The organism is Halothiobacillus neapolitanus c2, assembly GCF_000024765.1.
Taxonomy (GTDB): domain Bacteria; phylum Pseudomonadota; class Gammaproteobacteria; order Halothiobacillales; family Halothiobacillaceae; genus Halothiobacillus; species Halothiobacillus neapolitanus.
This window is the reverse complement of the sequence record NC_013422.1, coordinates 1,094,916-1,112,304: the sequence shown is the minus strand read 5'-3', so window position 1 is coordinate 1,112,304 and position 17,389 is coordinate 1,094,916. Positions and strand designations below refer to the sequence as shown.

Annotated in this window: 16 protein-coding genes; 12 read left to right on the top strand and 4 right to left on the bottom strand. The window is 55.5% G+C overall.

Features of this window, described 5'->3' with window-relative positions; translation table 11 throughout:
- Positions 1 to 140: 140 nt before the first annotated feature.
- Positions 141 to 833 (top strand): rhodanese-like domain-containing protein, encoded by a 693-nt coding sequence (locus tag HNEAP_RS05170; RefSeq protein WP_041600741.1) that lies wholly within the window; start codon positions 141 to 143, stop codon positions 831 to 833.
- Between the two features lie 36 nt (positions 834 to 869).
- Here the strand turns inward: HNEAP_RS05170 and HNEAP_RS05165 are convergent, their stop codons facing one another.
- Positions 870 to 1,754, bottom strand: a complete 885-nt coding sequence (locus tag HNEAP_RS05165) for a LysR family transcriptional regulator (protein WP_012823899.1) — start codon at positions 1,752 to 1,754, stop codon at positions 870 to 872.
- Between the two features lie 109 nt (positions 1,755 to 1,863).
- Here HNEAP_RS05165 and HNEAP_RS05160 point away from each other — a divergent pair, with 109 nt between their 5' ends.
- The 8 genes from HNEAP_RS05160 (at position 1,864) to HNEAP_RS05125 (ending at position 11,591) form a co-directional block, all read left to right on the top strand.
- Positions 1,864 to 2,541: a YceI family protein gene (locus HNEAP_RS05160; RefSeq protein ID WP_012823898.1), complete on the top strand. Its 678-nt coding sequence runs from the start codon at positions 1,864 to 1,866 to the stop codon at positions 2,539 to 2,541.
- A 53-nt stretch (positions 2,542 to 2,594) separates the two neighbouring features.
- The gene (locus HNEAP_RS05155) at positions 2,595 to 3,446 is read left to right on the top strand and encodes a pirin family protein (protein WP_012823897.1); all 852 of its coding nucleotides are present in this window, start codon (positions 2,595 to 2,597) and stop codon (positions 3,444 to 3,446) included.
- 75 nt (positions 3,447 to 3,521) lie between these two features.
- Positions 3,522 to 4,163, top strand: a complete 642-nt coding sequence (locus HNEAP_RS05150; RefSeq protein ID WP_012823896.1) for a nitroreductase family protein — start codon at positions 3,522 to 3,524, stop codon at positions 4,161 to 4,163.
- A gap of 365 nt (positions 4,164 to 4,528) precedes the next feature.
- Complete coding sequence (locus HNEAP_RS05145; RefSeq protein WP_012823895.1) at positions 4,529 to 4,885, top strand: hypothetical protein; 357 nt, start codon at positions 4,529 to 4,531, stop codon at positions 4,883 to 4,885.
- 51 nt (positions 4,886 to 4,936) lie between these two features.
- Positions 4,937 to 5,383, top strand: coding sequence for a hypothetical protein (locus HNEAP_RS05140; RefSeq protein WP_012823894.1), 447 nt, complete (start codon positions 4,937 to 4,939; stop codon positions 5,381 to 5,383).
- A 142-nt stretch (positions 5,384 to 5,525) separates the two neighbouring features.
- On the top strand, positions 5,526 to 7,112 hold the full coding sequence (locus tag HNEAP_RS05135; RefSeq protein WP_012823893.1) for a TolC family protein: 1,587 nt from the start codon (positions 5,526 to 5,528) through the stop codon (positions 7,110 to 7,112).
- The gene (locus HNEAP_RS05130) at positions 7,109 to 8,422 is read left to right on the top strand and encodes an efflux RND transporter periplasmic adaptor subunit (RefSeq protein ID WP_012823892.1); all 1,314 of its coding nucleotides are present in this window, start codon (positions 7,109 to 7,111) and stop codon (positions 8,420 to 8,422) included. Before HNEAP_RS05135 ends, HNEAP_RS05130 begins: the two co-directional genes overlap by 4 nt.
- Entirely contained in the window at positions 8,415 to 11,591 is a 3,177-nt protein-coding gene (locus tag HNEAP_RS05125; RefSeq protein WP_012823891.1) for an efflux RND transporter permease subunit, read from the top strand. The genes HNEAP_RS05130 and HNEAP_RS05125 overlap by 8 nt, the downstream gene beginning before the upstream one ends.
- On the opposite strand, the gene ubiA is transcribed toward HNEAP_RS05125, so the two are convergent.
- The 3 genes from ubiA to scpB form a co-directional block, all read right to left on the bottom strand.
- Entirely contained in the window at positions 11,582 to 12,454 is an 873-nt protein-coding gene (gene ubiA / locus HNEAP_RS05120; protein ID WP_012823890.1) for a 4-hydroxybenzoate octaprenyltransferase, read from the bottom strand. The two genes, HNEAP_RS05125 and ubiA, sit on opposite strands and share 10 nt — an antisense overlap.
- Before the next feature lie 26 nt (positions 12,455 to 12,480).
- Positions 12,481 to 13,686, bottom strand: coding sequence for a YqcI/YcgG family protein (locus tag HNEAP_RS05115; RefSeq protein WP_012823889.1), 1,206 nt, complete (start codon positions 13,684 to 13,686; stop codon positions 12,481 to 12,483).
- Positions 13,687 to 14,041: 355 nt separating this feature from the next.
- Positions 14,042 to 14,626 carry an SMC-Scp complex subunit ScpB gene (gene scpB / locus HNEAP_RS05110; protein ID WP_012823888.1) on the bottom strand — a complete coding sequence of 195 codons (585 nt, stop codon included), beginning with the start codon at positions 14,624 to 14,626 and terminating at the stop codon, positions 14,042 to 14,044.
- Positions 14,627 to 14,789: 163 nt separating this feature from the next.
- Between scpB and HNEAP_RS05105 the strand changes: the two genes are divergently transcribed.
- From HNEAP_RS05105 to HNEAP_RS05095, 3 genes are read left to right on the top strand one after another with little or no spacing between them, the layout of a single operon-like run.
- Positions 14,790 to 15,671: a metal ABC transporter solute-binding protein, Zn/Mn family gene (locus tag HNEAP_RS05105; protein WP_012823887.1), complete on the top strand. Its 882-nt coding sequence runs from the start codon at positions 14,790 to 14,792 to the stop codon at positions 15,669 to 15,671.
- Between the two features lie 6 nt (positions 15,672 to 15,677).
- A complete protein-coding gene (locus tag HNEAP_RS05100; RefSeq protein WP_012823886.1) occupies positions 15,678 to 16,541 on the top strand; it encodes a metal ABC transporter ATP-binding protein in 864 nt (287 codons plus the stop codon).
- Positions 16,528 to 17,367, top strand: a complete 840-nt coding sequence (locus HNEAP_RS05095) for a metal ABC transporter permease (protein WP_012823885.1) — start codon at positions 16,528 to 16,530, stop codon at positions 17,365 to 17,367. Before HNEAP_RS05100 ends, HNEAP_RS05095 begins: the two co-directional genes overlap by 14 nt.
- The last annotated feature ends 22 nt before the right edge of the window (positions 17,368 to 17,389 follow it).

The following is a 17,389-nucleotide window of genomic DNA, read 5'->3' as shown; positions in this document are numbered from 1 at the left end:
GGCATTTTAGGCTTCTAATAATCAGCATTCAATTAAATTCTAAAGAACGGATTTCATTGACGTCGATAAAATTAGTTGCTAATTCTGAGCATCGTAACAAAAACAGAACGAGGTTCGTCATGGTCAAGAAAACTATATCAATGACCTTTCTTGCGGTGAGCCTTTACTCATCTCTTTTGGTCTCATCTCTTCTGGCCTCATCCCTTCTGAGCTCATCCGCGTGCACAGCCGCTGAAAAATCTGAGTTACGCGTCAACATCACAACCGATTTGCCATCGATCACCGTGATTGATCATGGAAAATCGGTAGTCATCATGCGCAACCAGAATCCGGACCACACGGTCAACCCCGACTATGCGATGACCAGCCGCGATTGCCCACCCTTCTGCATTCAACCCATGCAGCTTTTGCCAGGTGTGCACACCATCGGCGAATTGGAAATGCTGCAATTCCTGAAGAAAAAGGCCGAAGGAGATAAATCAATTGAAATCATTGATTCCCGCACGCCGGACTGGTACCGCAAAGGGACAATTCCAAGCGCTGTGAATATCCCCTGGACTCAAATTTATCGTGGTTCCTCCACCTACGAACCGCTTGTCGTCGAGTCTTTGTTGACAGATACATTCAACGCGAAAGTCCAAGACGGGATATGGGATTTCAGAGGCGCCAAAACACTCGTCCTGTTCTGTAATGGCCCTTGGTGCGGACAATCGCCCACCAATATCAAAGAGCTGGTCAGCATGGGTTACCCCGCAGACAAGATCTACTGGTATCGGGGCGGAATGCAGTCTTGGAGCAATCTGGGTTTAACGACAGTCCAGCCGCCTCAATAATTCTGAGATTCGGTAGAATCACGTCGAAAACTACCTTTAGGCCCGTGTGTCGAATCGGGCCCGTATCTCATCTATTAAGCGTGCGCCCGCCAAGCCAGACGCGAATCCCGCATCGAAAACCAGATGGATATCCGCTTCGTCGGCAACGGTATCAGCCATTTGCAAAATGCTTAAATCTGGATGACTTGAAAGCAGTGTTTCAGGAAGCCAAGCGAAACCCAGCCCGGATTCGATCAAGTCAATCGCCGTGTGTAAATGATCAACCGTAAAGCGCTGCTCGGCAGATAGCCAGCTTCCGTTGGCTAAACGACTCGGTGCCGAATCTCGAATCACGATTTGCCTGTAGCGGCGCAAATCCGCCTCGGTAACCTGCCCCGCCTCAGCACCTGCTTGGGTTACAAGCGGGTGCGTACGTGCCGCGCAAGGAACCAGCCTCAGGCGATCCAAAGCAATAGTTGGCATCCCCGTCACCATTTGGGTGCCTAGATACAAACCTACGGTTCCCTCCAGCATCATCGCCGGACCACCGCCGAGAATGGTCTCAAAGAGCTCGATGCGGGTTTGCGGATAGGACTCAGACACGATCGAAAAAACATCGGCAATCAGTGCCAATGGAATAATTTGGTCAATAGCCACACAGAGCACTGGCTCCACCCCTTGTGCCAATTGGGTAGCCAGTGCCTGAGCGCCATCGAGATCACGCAGCACCGGCCGCATTCGGCAAGTCAGCAGTTGCCCGATCTCTGTGAGTATCAGCCGCCGCCCCTGATAAGCAACCAAGGGCAAACCGACCTGAGATTCAAGTTGCTTGATGGCGTGGCTGAGTGTGGATGGCGTCCGGTGGAAATGATCCGCCGCCGCCTGCAATCCGCCGTAATCGATCACCCCGATCAGCCAACGCCAAGGGCGCAGATCATCCATAACCACCTCATTTCGAATTATTCGAAGTATTTTTGAAATTAATTTCGATATTAACAAAAAAATACCTGAGTAAAATCCGGAGGATCAAACAACAAGCGAGGGATTCATCATGTATACCGCCTCTCTAATACCGATATGGTCAAGCGTTAAATCCACTACCCGGTCGATGGCCGCACTGGCACTTATTGCAGCAATGTTTGGTGCTGCATCCAATGTGTTTGCCCAAGGGCAATATCAACCACTAAACGATAATGCGGATGGGCGGTATCAAATCGACCCGGATCATTCTCAGGTGTTTTTTACGCTTGGACATGTCGGCATCGCGCCATTTACTGGACGATTCAACAAAATCAGTGGCCAGTACACCATCGATAGCAAGCATCCGGGCAAAAACAAGGCTGAGATTAGCATTTCAGTTGACAGCATCGATACCAACCTGGCCTTGCGCAATGAACACTTGCTCAGCAAGGAGTTCTTCGATGCCAAGAACTATCCTGAAATCACCTTCACCAGCACAAGCTTTGTGCCGAACAAGCAGGGTGGCGGCAATCTGCATGGGCTCATGAGTTTTCACGGTGTGACTCGCCCGGAAGTATTTCATGTCGAAAAGGTCGGTGCCGGGGAAGTGGCTTATCTGCCCAAGCCTTGGGGTGGCTATCTGAGCGGTTTTGTTGCCACAACCACGATCAAGCGCAGCGATTTCGGCCTGATGGCGTATCTCCCGCAAGGCCTTTCTAACGACGTTCACATCACGGTCAATATTGAAGGAATTCGAGCCAAGCCGTAACCGGGCTCACTTAGCAACAAATTCGCGACACACAACATTAAGCAGGAGTTCTCATGAACACATTCCACATTCGATATGCCCAACCCACCGAAGATGGTGCTGGCGTTAAAATTCGCCGCATCAGTGAATTTACCGGCAGGATTGATCCGTTTTTGATGGTGGATGAGCTCAAATCCAGCATCAAGGACGACTACATTGGCGGATTCCCACCGCACCCGCACCGAGGTTTCGAGACACTCACCTATCTGCTGCATGGCGGGCTTTCCCATCGTGACTCTGAAGGCCATCAAGGCGGCGTGAGTCGCGGCGGTGCGCAATGGATGCGTGCGGGTAGTGGCGTTGTTCACTCGGAAATGCCGACGACCGACAGTGATGGTCTGCATGGTTTTCAGGTATGGATCAACCTGCCGGCTGCGCTCAAGATGAGCGCACCGGCTTACCGAGACGTTCAGGCAAGCGAAATCCCGCAGGTCACCTTCATGGGGGGTTCAGCCCGCCTGATTGCCGATCACTGGCAATTCAACGAGACCAGCGGTGAGGGCGCGATGTCCACACTGGGTAACGGTGCTGGCATGGCCGATCTTAGCCTTGATGCAGGCGCGACAGTCGAAATCAAACTGCCCGAGGGCTATCGATTGATGGCATATGTCTATAGCGGTGATGTATCGGCTGCACGACAAGATACAGGCGAACAAGGCAAGGCAGAAAACGGCGGGTTGATGGTGTTCGACAGGGGCGATCAGATCGTCACGTTGCACAGCGAGACGGCAAGTGGATTGCTGCTGTTATCCGGCAAGCCCATCGGTGAACCCATCGCGCATCGCGGGCCGTTCGTTATGAACACGACGGCCGAAGTTGAGCAAGCCATGCTCGATTATCAATCCGGCGCTATGGGACGGCTCTAGGGTTGAACCCGTGGCGTGACCACGATAAAAATCAACAACACACATGAACCTAAACCAGACTGAGGATAAATGAATATGGACACACTTACCGCCATACACCAACGCTTTTCTGCCAACCGATTCGATCCAAATCGACCTGTTTCGGCCGAACTGCTCGATCAGTTGATTGATGCCGCTCGGCAGGCGCCCAGTGCGTTCAATCTTCAACAGACCAGATTCTTTGCTGTTCAGGATCTGGAAGCGCGCAAGGTACTGCGCGCGATTGCCTACAATCAGGCTAAAGTTGAAGAAGCACCGTTGGTTATTGTGGTACTGGGTGATTTGAACGCGCACGAGCAGTTCGAGGAAGTCGCCAATGCAGACAAGCAAGCAGGCATTTACGATCAAGGACTGGCCGAATACTTCACCAACGCCGTGAAAACTGGCTACGCGGACGCCTCAAGAGCACATGACGAAGCCATTCGCTCCGGCGCGCTCGCTGCCATGAATCTTATGAACGCGGCGACATCACTGGGATTGGTTACCGGCCCGATGATCGGATTCGATCAGGACAAATTCCGTGAAACTTTTCTCATTTCTGAACGTTATCTGCCGGTCATCATGATCACCGTGGGTTACAACGCCCCCGGAAACTGGCCACACAAGACGCGCCACCCTATTGAAAAATTGCTCGAGCGTCATGGTCGGCCTGGAGAGAAGAACACCTTTTCTGAATAAACGGGCTTACCACTGAAACTTGATCACCATTGATCTGCATGCCTGCTCGACGGTATTTGCGCCCTGCAATCATGAGCACGTAAATCCGATTGGGCCCATCAATCGGCAATCGATACCACCTAAACCGTGAAGCGGTCTCGCTAATCTTTACAGCGAACCGCTCCTCGGTCGTAAAACCACTCATCCGCGCCCTGTATTCACGGCAACAGAAAACAGATGATGAGATAATTACCCTATTATTATCATTACCTTGCGGCGATGTTTGCTTTGTACACTTTTGGTTACACTTGATTAACCAAATGTTCCTGTTTTTGGCAGCCGGTCCATCCTAACCTTGGTACGTACCTCAAGCAGGAGAACGCAGCATGAACACATTGCCCCTCATCCGTCATTCACTCGCCCTGAGACGGGCAGCGCTGCTCGGCATTATTGGCATCACGGCAGGACTGGGTGGCTGCGCGGTTTATCCCGCAGGTTACGGTTATGGCTACACCAGCGAAACCGTCGTTACCGGCCCGGTCGTTCGTTACGAAGCGCCACCGCCACGCGTGACAGTCGTAGGCGTCGCTCCTTTCGCAGGTGCGATATGGGCCCCCCGCCACCGGGGTTGGCGTGATGGATGGTATTCGCATCGTGGCTACTGGGCGCATCCCCGGGCAGGGTGGGGCCACGGAGGCAGACATCGTGATAACGACGGCTGGCATCGGCGAGATGGCCGCTAGCATTGATTGCCCGACACCTCTGAGCACTCAATCAACAGGAAGGAATGCAAAATGAACCAAGCAAACAATCAAAACAAAACTTTGGTACCGCGTTTACGCAAAATCGGGCTTATGGCCGGTTTGCTATTCGGTGGTCTAGGCATCAGTGGCCTTGCCGCAGCCGCACCGGCTGAGATCGTGCTGGCACCAGGTTATCCGGCTGGAATTTTTATTGGGATTGATCAAGGTCGACAGATGCCGCCGCCACGTCACGAAGTAATCGGGCGAGCACCATTTCACGGCGCTATATGGGTTCCGGGGCGCTGGGAATGGCGCAATCGCTGGGTATGGTACCGAGGCCAGTGGGGGCATCGTCATCATCACTATCGTGAGCGGGTGTACTGGGCGCCACGGTATCCAATGTACCGCGAGGGTCGAGATGACCGAGGGTACGATGGGCGTCGCCATGATCACCGCCCCGATCGATATGATGATGATCGACGCGACTACCGTCACTGATTTATCTCGAAACAATCCTCAAGACTGAACCACATCAAGCAAAAACCGGACTAAACTCCGCTGCGACGTTTTAGAAATCCAACTCGACGTCGCTACGGAAAATTATTTTTACTACGTTATCCGGCAACAAAAGGAAATTTTCTTGCGCAATCGGCCCGCAATATTTTCACCAGGCAACCACCCGCTCAGAGTCAAAAGCGCGATTTTGGGCTTGGCAATTGCACTTGGCTTGTTTGGTTTTTCGAACGTTTATGCGAATTCGTTTGATGACCCGTTCGGGGTAAATGCGCGCCTGCCCGAGCATCCAGGCGTAAAGGCCGCGCAACGGGCGGATTTTTATACCATTTCAGCCCCAACGGCCGTTCAGAAGCAAAAGATGGTCACGGGGCACGAATATTCACTTGCCGAACTGAGCGCGCTCGCCCTGTCGAACAATCCCCAGACCCATTCGGTATGGGCCAGTTTGCGTGCGCAAGCGGCCAGTGTGGGTATCTCTGAAGCGGCCTGGCTACCCAAATTGACGTTGAACGCCTCGGCGCAACAATCTCAATCGACCACATCCACCGGTTTTAGTATCCCGACTCAACGAATATTCGCGCCTAATCTGAGCTTGTCCTGGTTGCTGTACGATTTCGGCCAGCGCGAAGCAGGGATTGCAGCGGCAAAAGCCGGTCTTGTGGCCGCACGATTTGCCAATGACCAAACCCTGCAAACCGTCCTATCCAGCGTCGCAAGTGCTTATTACCAATCGTTGGCTGATCAGGTACTGATCGAGGTCAACAAGCGATCAGTTGAAACGGCCCAAAAAGCGCTGGATGCGGCACAGGCCAGATACCGCTCCGGGCAAGCCACCGTCAGTGATCTGTATCAGGCAAAAGCCGCACTGGCGCAGGCCGAGGGAACGCTGGCGACGGCCGAACAGACCCAACTCCAGAACGCGGGGGCGCTGGCCAGTGCCGTCGGCTTGCCTGTCGACACACAGTTAAGACTCGCTCCTTTGCAAACCCGCATCGATCCCAAGCTCGATGCAAATGTAAAATCACTGCTGCAACAGGCGATTGCTCAAAATCCGAACTTGCAGAATGCACAGGCACAAGTAGCGCAGGCCCGAGCCACGCTTGATCAGACCGAAAGAGCCGGCTTGCCCAGTATTTCACTGGGCGCCAATCAGGGTCTGCGCTTTCAGCAGAGCTTGGGACGGACCCAAACCAACAGCATCGGATTAACGCTCTCCGTGCCGCTATTCACCGGTTTTGACCAGCACTACCAAACGGCTCAGGCGCGCGCCAAACTGGCAGAAGCCGAAGCCAACCGCGACACAACTTACCAATCGACCGAACTGGCGGTATGGCAGGGTTATTATGCCTTCCGTGGTGCAATGGTTGCCATTCCGAGTGCGCGCGCTCAGGTTGAAAACGCCAACGAGGCGCTCAAGGCGGTGCAGGCCCAATACAAGGTCGGTTACGCCACAATTCAGGATCTCTTGACAGCCCAGTCCACGCTGGCAACGGCTGAAGTCACACTCGCCCAGAACGCCTTGAACGCCTACACCGCGCTCGCCAAACTCGGCGCCGCCATCGGCCAACTCGGCTCGCCCATGTTCTCGGAACACAGCCTGCTTGACCCGACGACAGCGGCCGTCAGCGATGGCGCAGCACCAAATGATCATCTGCCCGATATCGTCCCGACATCTCATTTGTATGATCACAAGGAACAGTCTCAGCCATGAATATGCGCCCCCGACTCAAACCGCATGCAGAGGCCACCCGTTGCGCCATATCTGGAAACAAGAGCCGTCTCCTAACCATCCTCGCCGTACTGTCCGTTCTGGCCTTGGGCGGCTGCCAGAATCAGACAGCCACGGATAAATCGGCCGAGAAGGAAAAAGCCAAAACGGAGAAACCCGCATCAAGAATGCCGGGGATGATGTTAACGAAAGTGTCGGTCATCACGCCCAGCGTACGAACGGTGCCCATCACCATGACCGCAGCGGGCACGCTGGCCAGCCCGAACGCCGTCACACTGACGCCGCAGGTCAGCGGCACCATTGATGCCGTGCACGTGCAATCCGGTCAGCAGGTCGAGAAGGGCGAACTGCTCTTCTCGCTCGATGCACAACCCTTCGAAACGGCGCTGCTTTCTGCTCGGGCCAAACTCGAAGGTGACCGCGCACAGGCGCGCTATGCTGCGCAACAGGTAAAGCAACTCAAGCCCTTGGTTGAAAAAGAGTACATCACCCGTCAATCCTACGATCAGGCCGTCGCTACAGCCATGGCCGCCAACGCGCTGATTGCTCAGGATCAGGCCGCCATTCAGACGGCGCAAATTAATCTTGCCTACACCAAGATCCGGGCGCCGATTACCGGACGACTGGGGGAAATTTCGCTCCAGCCCGGCAACCTTGTGGTCGCCAACAACACGGCATTGTCTACCCTCGTTTCCAATCGTGAACTGCTGGTGAATTTCAGCCTGCCGCAATCGGTCTTGAATGCGCTCAGCAAGGAATGGCCGGGGCTGGGGCAAACCAAGCCGGGAGAAAAGAGCGTTCCGCCGCCCACCGTTGAGGTTCTGGATGAACACGCCGAGCACATACTCGGCAAAGGGCATTTAAGCTTCATCGACAACAGCATCAGCGCCGGCACCGGCACCATCCGCCTGCAGGGGTTGATCGACAACCACGACGGTTCGCTCTGGCCCGGCCAGTTTGTAACGGCACGCCTCACCTTGGGTCAAATTCCCAATGCGCAGGTTTTGCCCGCTGCTGCCGTACAAATTGGCGACCAAGGCATGTTTGTCTATCTGTACAAAGACGGTAAAGTCGAAATGCAGACAGTTTCCCCCGCCCGAAACACAACGAAAGAATCCGCCTTGCCCGCAGGCAGCCTGCCTGCCGATGCAAAAGTCATCTATCCCCTACCCGCCCGAATCGCACCAGGCATGCCGGTCGCGCTTGAAAAGACGAGTAACCAGAAAGGCCAGAGTTCTGAGCAGCTAAAAGCGGAATCTGCAGCGCACTCAGGTAGTTCACGCAATGAATAACGCGATCAGCAACTTGGCCGCGCCGTTCATTCGGCGCCCGGTCATGACGACCGTGCTCTTTGCCGCGTTGATTCTATTTGGCGTATTTGCCTGGCGAGCATTGCCGGTTGCCATGTTGCCGAATGTCGCGTTCCCGACGGTCTCCGTTTCCGCCAGCCTGCCCGGAGCCAGTGCCGAACTCATGGCCAGTGCCGTCGCCTCGCCGATGGAACAGGCGTTTTCGGGGATTCCTGGTCTGCTTTCCGTCAACTCGGTCAACAGCACGGGCACGACCCGCATCACCTTACAATTCGATTTAAGTCGCGATATCAATGCCGCCACACAGGATACGCAAGCCGCCGTCACACAGGCCGCGCGCTTCTTCCCCAGCACGATGACGCAGCAGCCGACCGTGCGGCAACAAAATCCGACCAGTAGCCCTATCGTCTTTATCGGTTTGTCTGCCCCCGACATGCCGCTGTACCAACTCGATGCCTTTGCCGAACAACAACTCGCGGTGAAGTTGCAGTCCATTCCGGGTGTTTCGGAAGTGCGTGTCTTTGGGGGGCAAACCTACGCTGTACGGCTTCTCCTGAACCCATATGCCATGCAGGCGCGCAATCTTTCCCTGACCAATCTGGTCAATGCGATCGACAGCAATAATGCAAATCTGCCGCAGGGCACTCTGCAAAGCCCGAGCCGCTCTTATAACCTCAAGGTCGATGGCCAACTGACCAACGCGACGCAATTCAACAAACTCATCGTAGCCTACAACAATGGCGCACCGGTCGAGCTCAACCAGATGGGCCACGCGGTGGATGGCGTGCAGCAGAACACGCGCGCCACCTGGATCAACAATGAGCGCGGCATCATTCTCGCCATCGTTCGTCAGCCCGACAGCAATACGGTCGATATCGCAAAGGCAATCCGCGCCGCACTACCCAAGCTCAACGCGTCGCTTCCGGGCGGTGCCAAGATGCAGATCATCTACGACAAATCTACCTACGTTCAGGCGGCTGTCGATGAGGTTGAATTCACGTTGGTTCTGGCAAGCCTGCTGGTTGCTGCCGTGATCTGGCTCTTCCTTGGTCAATGGCGACAAACAATCATCGCGGTAATTTCCATTCCGATCTCGATTCTCGGCACGTTTGCCGTCATGCATCTGCTCGGCTACAGCCTGAACATACTGACGCTGTTGGCGCTGACACTGGCGGTCGGTTTTGTTGTGGATGACGCCGTCGTCATGCTCGAAAACATTTCCCGACACCGCGAAATGGGCAAAAGCCCGATGCAGGCCGCTTTGATCGGCAGCCGGGAAATCGGATTCACGATTCTATCGATGACGCTCTCGCTGGCCGCCGTGTTCCTGCCGTTGATCCTGATGGGCGGCCTGCTCGGAAGATTATTCCTCGAATTTGGAGCCACGATCGGCATCGTGATTCTCATGTCAGGGCTGGTGGCACTCTCGCTCACGCCCATGTTGCTGGCCCGAATGCGAGAGCAAAAACAAACCGACGCAACCCTTAACCCACCAAAACCCGGACTGTTTGGCCGCGGTTTCAATGCGCTCACGCGGGGTTATATCCGTTCGTTGCGCTGGTCGCTGAAGTTTCGCTGGTTGATTCTGCTCGCGGCGGCCGGTTCGCTTGTTGGTGCCGTCTTTTTCTTTCAGCATCTTGAAAAGGCGTTCATACCGAATTCGGATACCGGCATGGTAATGGGCATGTTGAGCTATCCGGAGGGAATAAGCTTCGATCAACTCAAAGATCAGCAACAGATTATTTCCAAGGCATTGCAAAAAAACCCCGCTGTGTTGACCGTCATGTCGAATGCCGGGCAAGGTGGCGCGGGCGGTGGTGGCAGCAATGTCGGCTTCATGATGATCCAGCTCAAACCGGCGAACGAACGCGCGCCATTGAACTCGGTTATTCAGGACTTCCGCAAAACCATGGCGAAACTTTCCGATCGTTTAGGATCGACGCGCGCCTTCTTCATTGAGCCCCCCGCCATTCGAATCGGTGCGCTCTCCTCGAATTCGAATTATCAGTTTGTTCTTCAATCCACGAATCAGGATCAGCTCAACCAGGCCGCGCAAGCATTCCTACCCTTTCTGCGTGCCGTTCCCGGCGTGACGAGTGTCGATTCCAGCCTGCAAATCCGTAATCCGCAGATCAACGTCGATATCCTGCGTGAACGGGCAGCCTCTCTTGGCGTCACCCCAAGCGCGCTCGAACAGACACTGAATCTGGCCTTCGGCGGCACTCAGGTCAGTACGATTTATGGCGCGAGCGACCAGTATCAGGTCATCGCTGAATTGGCGCCGCAGTACCAGAATGACATCTCCGCGCTGGACGCCATCAGCGTGCCCGGCAGCAATAACACGCTAGTCCCCTTGAGCGCGGTGGCACGCTTTTCTACCGGTGTCGGGCCGCTGTCCATCACCCATTACGGTCAACTGCCGTCGATCACCCTGTCGTTCGATCTCAAACCCGGCTATTCGCTCGATCAGGTCAGTCGAGCCATTGAAGAAGCCGCATTGGAACATTTGCCACAGAATGTCAGCGGCCAGTTCGCCGGTTCCGCACAGGCATTCCAGGATTCACTCAAGACGCTACCGTTACTGCTCGGTGCCACCATACTCGTGATCTACGTGATTCTGGCAATCCTGTACGAACACTTCATTCACCCGCTCACCATCCTCACCGCCCTGCCCCTCGCCGGATTCGGTGCGCTGGCTTCGCTGTACCTGTTCAACCAGCCGCTCGATGTATTCAGCTTTGTCGGCATCATCATGCTGGTAGGGTTGGTGAAGAAGAACGGCATCATCATGCTGGATTTCGCCATTCATCGACGACGAGAAGGCGAAAGCGCGATTGATGCGATGGTCGATGCCTGTACCGTGCGTTTCCGGCCGATCATGATGACCACGCTCGCCGCCATTTTGGGCACCCTGCCCATTGCCGTCGGTTTCGGGGCGCAAGCAGAAGCCCATCAGGCGCTGGGGATTGCCGTTGTCGGTGGTTTGGTGTTTTCCCAGCTATTAACACTGTACGTCACTCCGGCGTTCTACGTGGTGGCCGAAGGGCTAACTGGACGCAAAAAGAAGAGGGCCATGGATGAATCGACCGTGGCCGATCAGGCCCAGCCTAATCAGGCACGGACTAATCAGGCCCTGACTGATCAGAAATAAGCCAACAGCAAGGCGATCATCACCAGTGCGCCGAATACGTTATTCCGCAGAAAGGCGCGCACGCAATGCGCGGGGTCGCGGTCCCGGGCGGAATACACAATCCATACCGCGCTGATGGCGGCCAGCAACAGCGCAATGAACGGGAACAGGCCGAACCCCTGAATAACGCAGATCAGAATCAGGGTCGCCAGTGTGGCGACATACAACGCGCTCACAATCAGCAGGTCAAAGCGGCCGAACAGTACGGCGGTCGATTTCACGCCGACCTTAAGATCGTCTTCCCGATCGGCCATCGCGTAAAGTGTGTCATACGCTACCGTCCAGAACATATTGGCGATGAACAGCAACCAGCCAATCAGCGGTACCGTTCCCGTCTGGGCGGCAAACGCCATCGGTATGGCCCAGCCGAACGCCATGCCGAGTTGAACCTGTGGCAGGTGATGAAAGCGTTTACCGAAGGGATAGGTTGCCGCCAGAATCAATGCCACAATCGACAGCAGAATCGTCGTGGTATTGAGTTGCAGCACCAGCACCAAACCCACTAGCGACAGGAACACGAATACGCCAACCGCCTCGCTCGGCTGGATCAGCCCGGCCGCCAAAGGGCGGTTTTTCGTGCGCGCCACATGCCCATCGACATGTCGATCCGCATAGTCGTTGATGGCACATCCGGCCGACCGCATCACCACCACGCCCAGCGTGAAAATCAAGAGCAGACGCCAATCGGGCACGCCGCCTGCCGCCAACCACAGCGCCCACCATGTCGGCCAGAGCAGAAGATAGATGCCAATTGGCCGATTCAAGCGCGTCAGCGCGATATACAGCGGCAGACGATTCCGGATGAGTTGCAAAGGGTTACTCAAAACAACCTCAAGACGTTGATAGCCAATCAGGCCGTGCAGGCAGAATGCGAGGGTATCTTGCGGTTTGCGCTCGCCGCTCCGTCTCTCGCCCTTGGCAAATACCGCCACCACGCGACCGGTGGGTCCTTCGGATTCATTGGGCGGATGTAACGGGCGCTTTCCGCGATCTTGTTTTCATTGTCGTAGTCCATGCCGTGCTTGTTGAAGCTGGACAGAATCCGTTCACGGGAAATGGCCTCCATCTCGCCGATCAATCCCGGGTGATGCCGCAGGACAAAGTCGGGCTGAAAGAAAAAATAGGTCTGATCGAACCCGTGCGGATAACGCGGGTGATCCGGCGGGTAGCAGGTGCCGAATGTTGTCAGAAACATGGATTCACCCGCCCAGTCGAATTTCCAACCCGGTGTGCCCGGCTCGCCTTCAAGGCAGTTGGAATGCGCCGGGTCGATGCTATTGAGTGCCGCGAGCAACCGGGCCGTAGTGCGAGCAAGTTCGTCCACACTGGAACTGAACGCCGCGGGCATGCGGAACGCAAAACCCTTGAATTTCTCCTTGCGCGCGACGGTCATGAAACGAAACAGACCCTGAGCGAAACGTGCAGCGTTCTGCTCGAATGTTTCGTCACCACGCCAGTCGTCCGCACCCCAGTATTTGCCTGAGGGCGCAAAAATACAGTGTGTTTTTTCAATAGCCGTGATGAATTCGAGATGAGTCGGCGAGAAGACCGGCTCGTAAGCCAAGGGGTTCCGGGCACGTGATCTCAACAACGCCAGCACCGTTGGTTCGTCCCAGGTCGATTCCAACGTACCCAGATGCTCCGGGTGGTTCACGGCAATCCAGGCAAACAGTTCATTAGTCAGCAACTGAATGGAAGCATCCTCCGTTTCCGGCAGGCGTGGCGCCGTCTCGATGCCGGCGTAAAAATTCAGCGTATTGCGCAAGGCTGCAAGCCACTGTGGCAAGCGCTGTAGCGGGTATTCTTCGCGGTGCTCGGCGCTGCGGCAGGTTTTCAGGAATTTTTCGGGCTGAACATAATAGCGGTGAGCCGTCAGCAAGGTGATATAGGAAAGCAGCGCTTGGTCCGCTGCATCGGCAAGACGATTCGACGCCCAGCGTGCCAACAGATGATCCAGCAGGGATAAGGTCCCGACATCGTCCAACTCTGTTCCCTTGGATCGGGCGAACGCATCGGCCGCCCGCCGTCCAAGTACGAATATCTTCATTAAATTCATAGGTATCTTCTCTGCAAATCTGGCGCGAACGGTACCGTAATTCCCCCCTCAGGACAAAGTTTTGCCGCTGGGTTTTCGGACAAGATTCGGTCAATTGGCGTTGTGATGCGATAAGACGCCACTTTCATTCGACGGTAGAAAATTGGATAGCATGACGATTTATCCTAGGGAAGCTCGAAAAACTCGTCGTTCCCGCGTAGGCGGGAATCCAGCGCCCTTGATTTTTCTGGGTTCCCGCTTTCGCGGGAACGACGAATCACGGGTATTTCGAGGTGCTTCCTGTTGTTATCCGCCACGCCTCGATCAGTTCGGACAGGTGCATCTGAACGCGACAAAGGCAAAATCGAAGCGAGCGTTATACGTCCATCGTACCTTGACGCACGAAGTCATCGAACGTTGGCAGAGACTCCAGAGAATTAAGGCCGAAATCCTGAAGAAACTGTCGCGTTGTGCCCAATAGTTCCGGTTTGCCCGGGGTATCCTTATGGCCGACCGACCGAATCCAGCCTCGCTCGACCAAGGTACGGATGATCTGCGGGTTGACGCTCACACCGCGCACGGCTTCGATCTCCCCACGGGTAATGGGCTGCCGCCATGCGATCAGCGCCAATGTTTCGAGTACGGCACGTGAATAGCGGCTGGTCCGTGGCGCTTCGCTGCGGGCGAGGTAAGGGGCGATCTGATCATTGGCGAGCAACCGCCAGCTCGATACACCGGCCACTTCGCGGTGTTCAAGATCAATGAACGGATGCGCTTCGTACCGGGCTTGCAACCGCGCCAATGCTTCGCTTAAAGCGGCAACCGGTGTTTCGGAACCGATCATCCGCTGTAGACCCGCCAGACTCAAGGGCACTTCGCTGGCCAGCAGCAATGCCTCGATCAGCGATGCCAGTGCGGCTTGCTTTCCCGCATCCGGCGCTAATGTCAGCTCCTGATTCAATGTTCTGCTTCCTGATCGTTCATGGGTTTACCTTGGTTTTCACTCTGGTTTTCATCTTGGCCAAGAATATATGCGCTTTGTGTGCTGATAAATACGTTATAATGTACCAAATTGATCTTTGGGCCATCGCCCTGTTCCTCAATCATCTAACAAAGAGTTTGCCATGCGTATTTTCTTTGCACCGTTTCAGATTGCGTTGTTACTGGCTCTCAATCTGGCTGCGTCCTCGGTCTGGGCAGCGTCACCCATTGATGTGGCCGTCAGCATTCCACCACAAAAATATTTCGTACAAATGATTGGTGGCGACCACGTCACCGTCGAGGTTCTGGTCCCCGCCAATGCGGAGCCGGAAACCTACGAACCCACGCCGCGCCAGATTGCGCGTCTTTCCAAGGCCGATCTGTACATGGAAATCGGTGTGCCACTCGAACGGGCCTGGTTGAAGCGTTTTACCGCAGCCAACCCGAAAATGGTTGTGGTAAATACCGCCCGCGGCATCGAGCGGATGCCGATGCTTCGGCACGACCACGATCATGGTGCTGCCAAAGGGCCGGGACTTGATCCGCATATCTGGTTATCGCCGGTATTGGTGCGCATTCAGGCCATGAATATTCGCGATGCGCTGATCAAGGCCGATCCCGCCCACGCCGCCGATTATCTGCAAGGCTATGCCAAGCTCGCTCAGAAAATCGATCAAGTCGATGGCGACATTCTCCAGTCTCTGGTCGATCACCCGCTCAAACAAACCCGATTCATCGTGTTTCATCCGGCATTCGGTTATTTCGCCGCAGCATACGGCTTGACACAGGTGCCCATCGAAATCGAAGGTAAGGAACCCGGCCCGAGACAACTGGGCGAGTTGATCACCTTTGCGAAGAACAACAATATCAAGGTCGTTTTCATCGAACCCCAATTTGCACAGAAAGCCGCCAAAACCATTGCCGACTCCATCAATGGAGAAGTGGTCACCATCGACCCGTTGCAAGAAGACTGGCCTGCCGGTATGGAAGCGATTGCCACGGCATTAAACAAGGCGCTGCGTTAACAGCACATGGACGCGCACTCGCAAAAGGCCATCATGCCCGAGCCGATCATTCAACTGCGTAACGTGGCTTTCGACTTTGAAAACACGCGTGCGCTGAGTGACATCAACATCGACATTGCACGGGGTGAATTCATCGCCGTCATCGGGCCCAATGGCGGCGGCAAGACCACGCTCATGCGGTTGATCTTGGGCCTACTCACGCCCACCGAGGGCGAGGTGCGCATCTTCGGCGAACGTCCCGGCACCAATCCAGACCGTATCGGCTACGTGCCCCAGCATAGCAACACCTCGCCCGGCTTTCCCGCCTCGGTCGAACAGGTGGTTCTGATGGGGCTGGCCCAAGGGAATACCCTGCTTGGAAAGCGACGTGGTATTCGTTATACCCGTGAAGAACGCGCACAGGCCGAACACGCCATGCGCCGGGCTGGTGTGTCGGATCTTGGCAAACGCCGCTTGAATGAACTGTCCGGCGGCCAACGCCAGCGCGTTCTGATCGCTCGGGCATTGATTACCCAGCCAGAATTGCTGATTCTCGACGAACCACTCTCGAACATCGACCCCTACGGCCGCCAGTGCATCCTCGAAACCCTGACCGGGCTGGATGCTCAAACCACGGTCGTCATGGTGAGTCATGATTTGGGCATTACAGCCAACGCGGTGACCGGCATTATTGCGGTGAACCGTTTTGCCCTCGCCTCATCGGGTGCCCAACTGACCCCGGCGATGCTTGATCTGATGTACGGCATTCACGAGGCCGGCTGCCCGGTGCATTCCCTGCTGCAACAGATGGTAGAAACCATGCCTTCCGAGAACAAACTCACTCAAACTCAGGGCAAGACAGCATCCGGATGTGGCCATGACACTCACTGAGTTATTGCAGCAGAACTTCATGCAGCATGCCCTGCTGGCCAGCTTGCTGGTGAGCGTCACCTGTGGCGTGATTGGCGCGCTGATTGTGGTAAACCGGCTCACGTTCATGGCCGGCGGCATCGCACACACGGCGTATGGCGGTGTCGGTTTGGCCTTCTTTCTCGGCGCACCCGTCCTGCCGACGGCCGGCGCCTTCACCGCGGGCGCAGCCATGCTCCTCGGCACGTTGACATTAAAGAAGCGTGAACGAACCGATACCCTCATCGGCGTGATCTGGGCAGCGGGCATGGCGTTCGGCATCATCATGATCAACCTCACACCGGGCTACAACGTGGGCCTGATGAGTTATCTGTTCGGCAGCATCCTCACGGTCCCGGCCAGTGATTTATGGCTCATGCTCGGCATCGATGTCGTCATCGTCAGCCTCACGCTCTACTTTTACCGCGATATTCTGTCGTTTTCCTTCGATCCGGATTTCGCCCGCTCGCGCGGCATTCCCGTGCAATGGCTTTACTTTATGATTCTGATCATGGTCGCCGAGGCGGTCGTGATGATGATTCAGGTCGTCGGCTTGATTCTGGTGATCGCCCTTTTGACCCTGCCACCCTACCTTGCCGAGCGGCACACCAAGAGTCTGGCCGGATTGATGGTCGCTTCCGGCATCTGGAGTTTCGTGTTCTGTCTGGGCGGGCTCTGGGTCGCCTACCAATTCGACCTCAGCTCCGGCGCCAGCATCATCGCCACGGCCTGCACCTTCTACCTCGCTGTGGCCGGTGGTCAGACGCTGTGGAATCTGATGCGCCGGCAGGAAAAAACTGCGGCATAATCGGTACTTTCCACTTATCAGC

Coding starts and splice junctions, on each gene's coding strand:
- HNEAP_RS05100 (WP_012823886.1), top strand. CDS start 15,678: ATGGACGCGCACTCGCAAAAGGCCATCATGCCCGAGCCGATCATTCAA.
- HNEAP_RS05155 (WP_012823897.1), top strand. CDS start 2,595: ATGAACACATTCCACATTCGATATGCCCAACCCACCGAAGATGGTGCT.
- HNEAP_RS05150 (WP_012823896.1), top strand. CDS start 3,522: ATGGACACACTTACCGCCATACACCAACGCTTTTCTGCCAACCGATTC.
- HNEAP_RS05130 (WP_012823892.1), top strand. CDS start 7,109: ATGAATATGCGCCCCCGACTCAAACCGCATGCAGAGGCCACCCGTTGC.
- HNEAP_RS05115 (WP_012823889.1), bottom strand. CDS start 13,686: ATGAATTTAATGAAGATATTCGTACTTGGACGGCGGGCGGCCGATGCG.
- HNEAP_RS05125 (WP_012823891.1), top strand. CDS start 8,415: ATGAATAACGCGATCAGCAACTTGGCCGCGCCGTTCATTCGGCGCCCG.
- HNEAP_RS05095 (WP_012823885.1), top strand. CDS start 16,528: ATGACACTCACTGAGTTATTGCAGCAGAACTTCATGCAGCATGCCCTG.
- HNEAP_RS05140 (WP_012823894.1), top strand. CDS start 4,937: ATGAACCAAGCAAACAATCAAAACAAAACTTTGGTACCGCGTTTACGC.
- HNEAP_RS05165 (WP_012823899.1), bottom strand. CDS start 1,754: ATGGATGATCTGCGCCCTTGGCGTTGGCTGATCGGGGTGATCGATTAC.
- HNEAP_RS05145 (WP_012823895.1), top strand. CDS start 4,529: ATGAACACATTGCCCCTCATCCGTCATTCACTCGCCCTGAGACGGGCA.
- HNEAP_RS05170 (WP_041600741.1), top strand. CDS start 141: ATGACCTTTCTTGCGGTGAGCCTTTACTCATCTCTTTTGGTCTCATCT.
- HNEAP_RS05160 (WP_012823898.1), top strand. CDS start 1,864: ATGTATACCGCCTCTCTAATACCGATATGGTCAAGCGTTAAATCCACT.
- HNEAP_RS05105 (WP_012823887.1), top strand. CDS start 14,790: ATGCGTATTTTCTTTGCACCGTTTCAGATTGCGTTGTTACTGGCTCTC.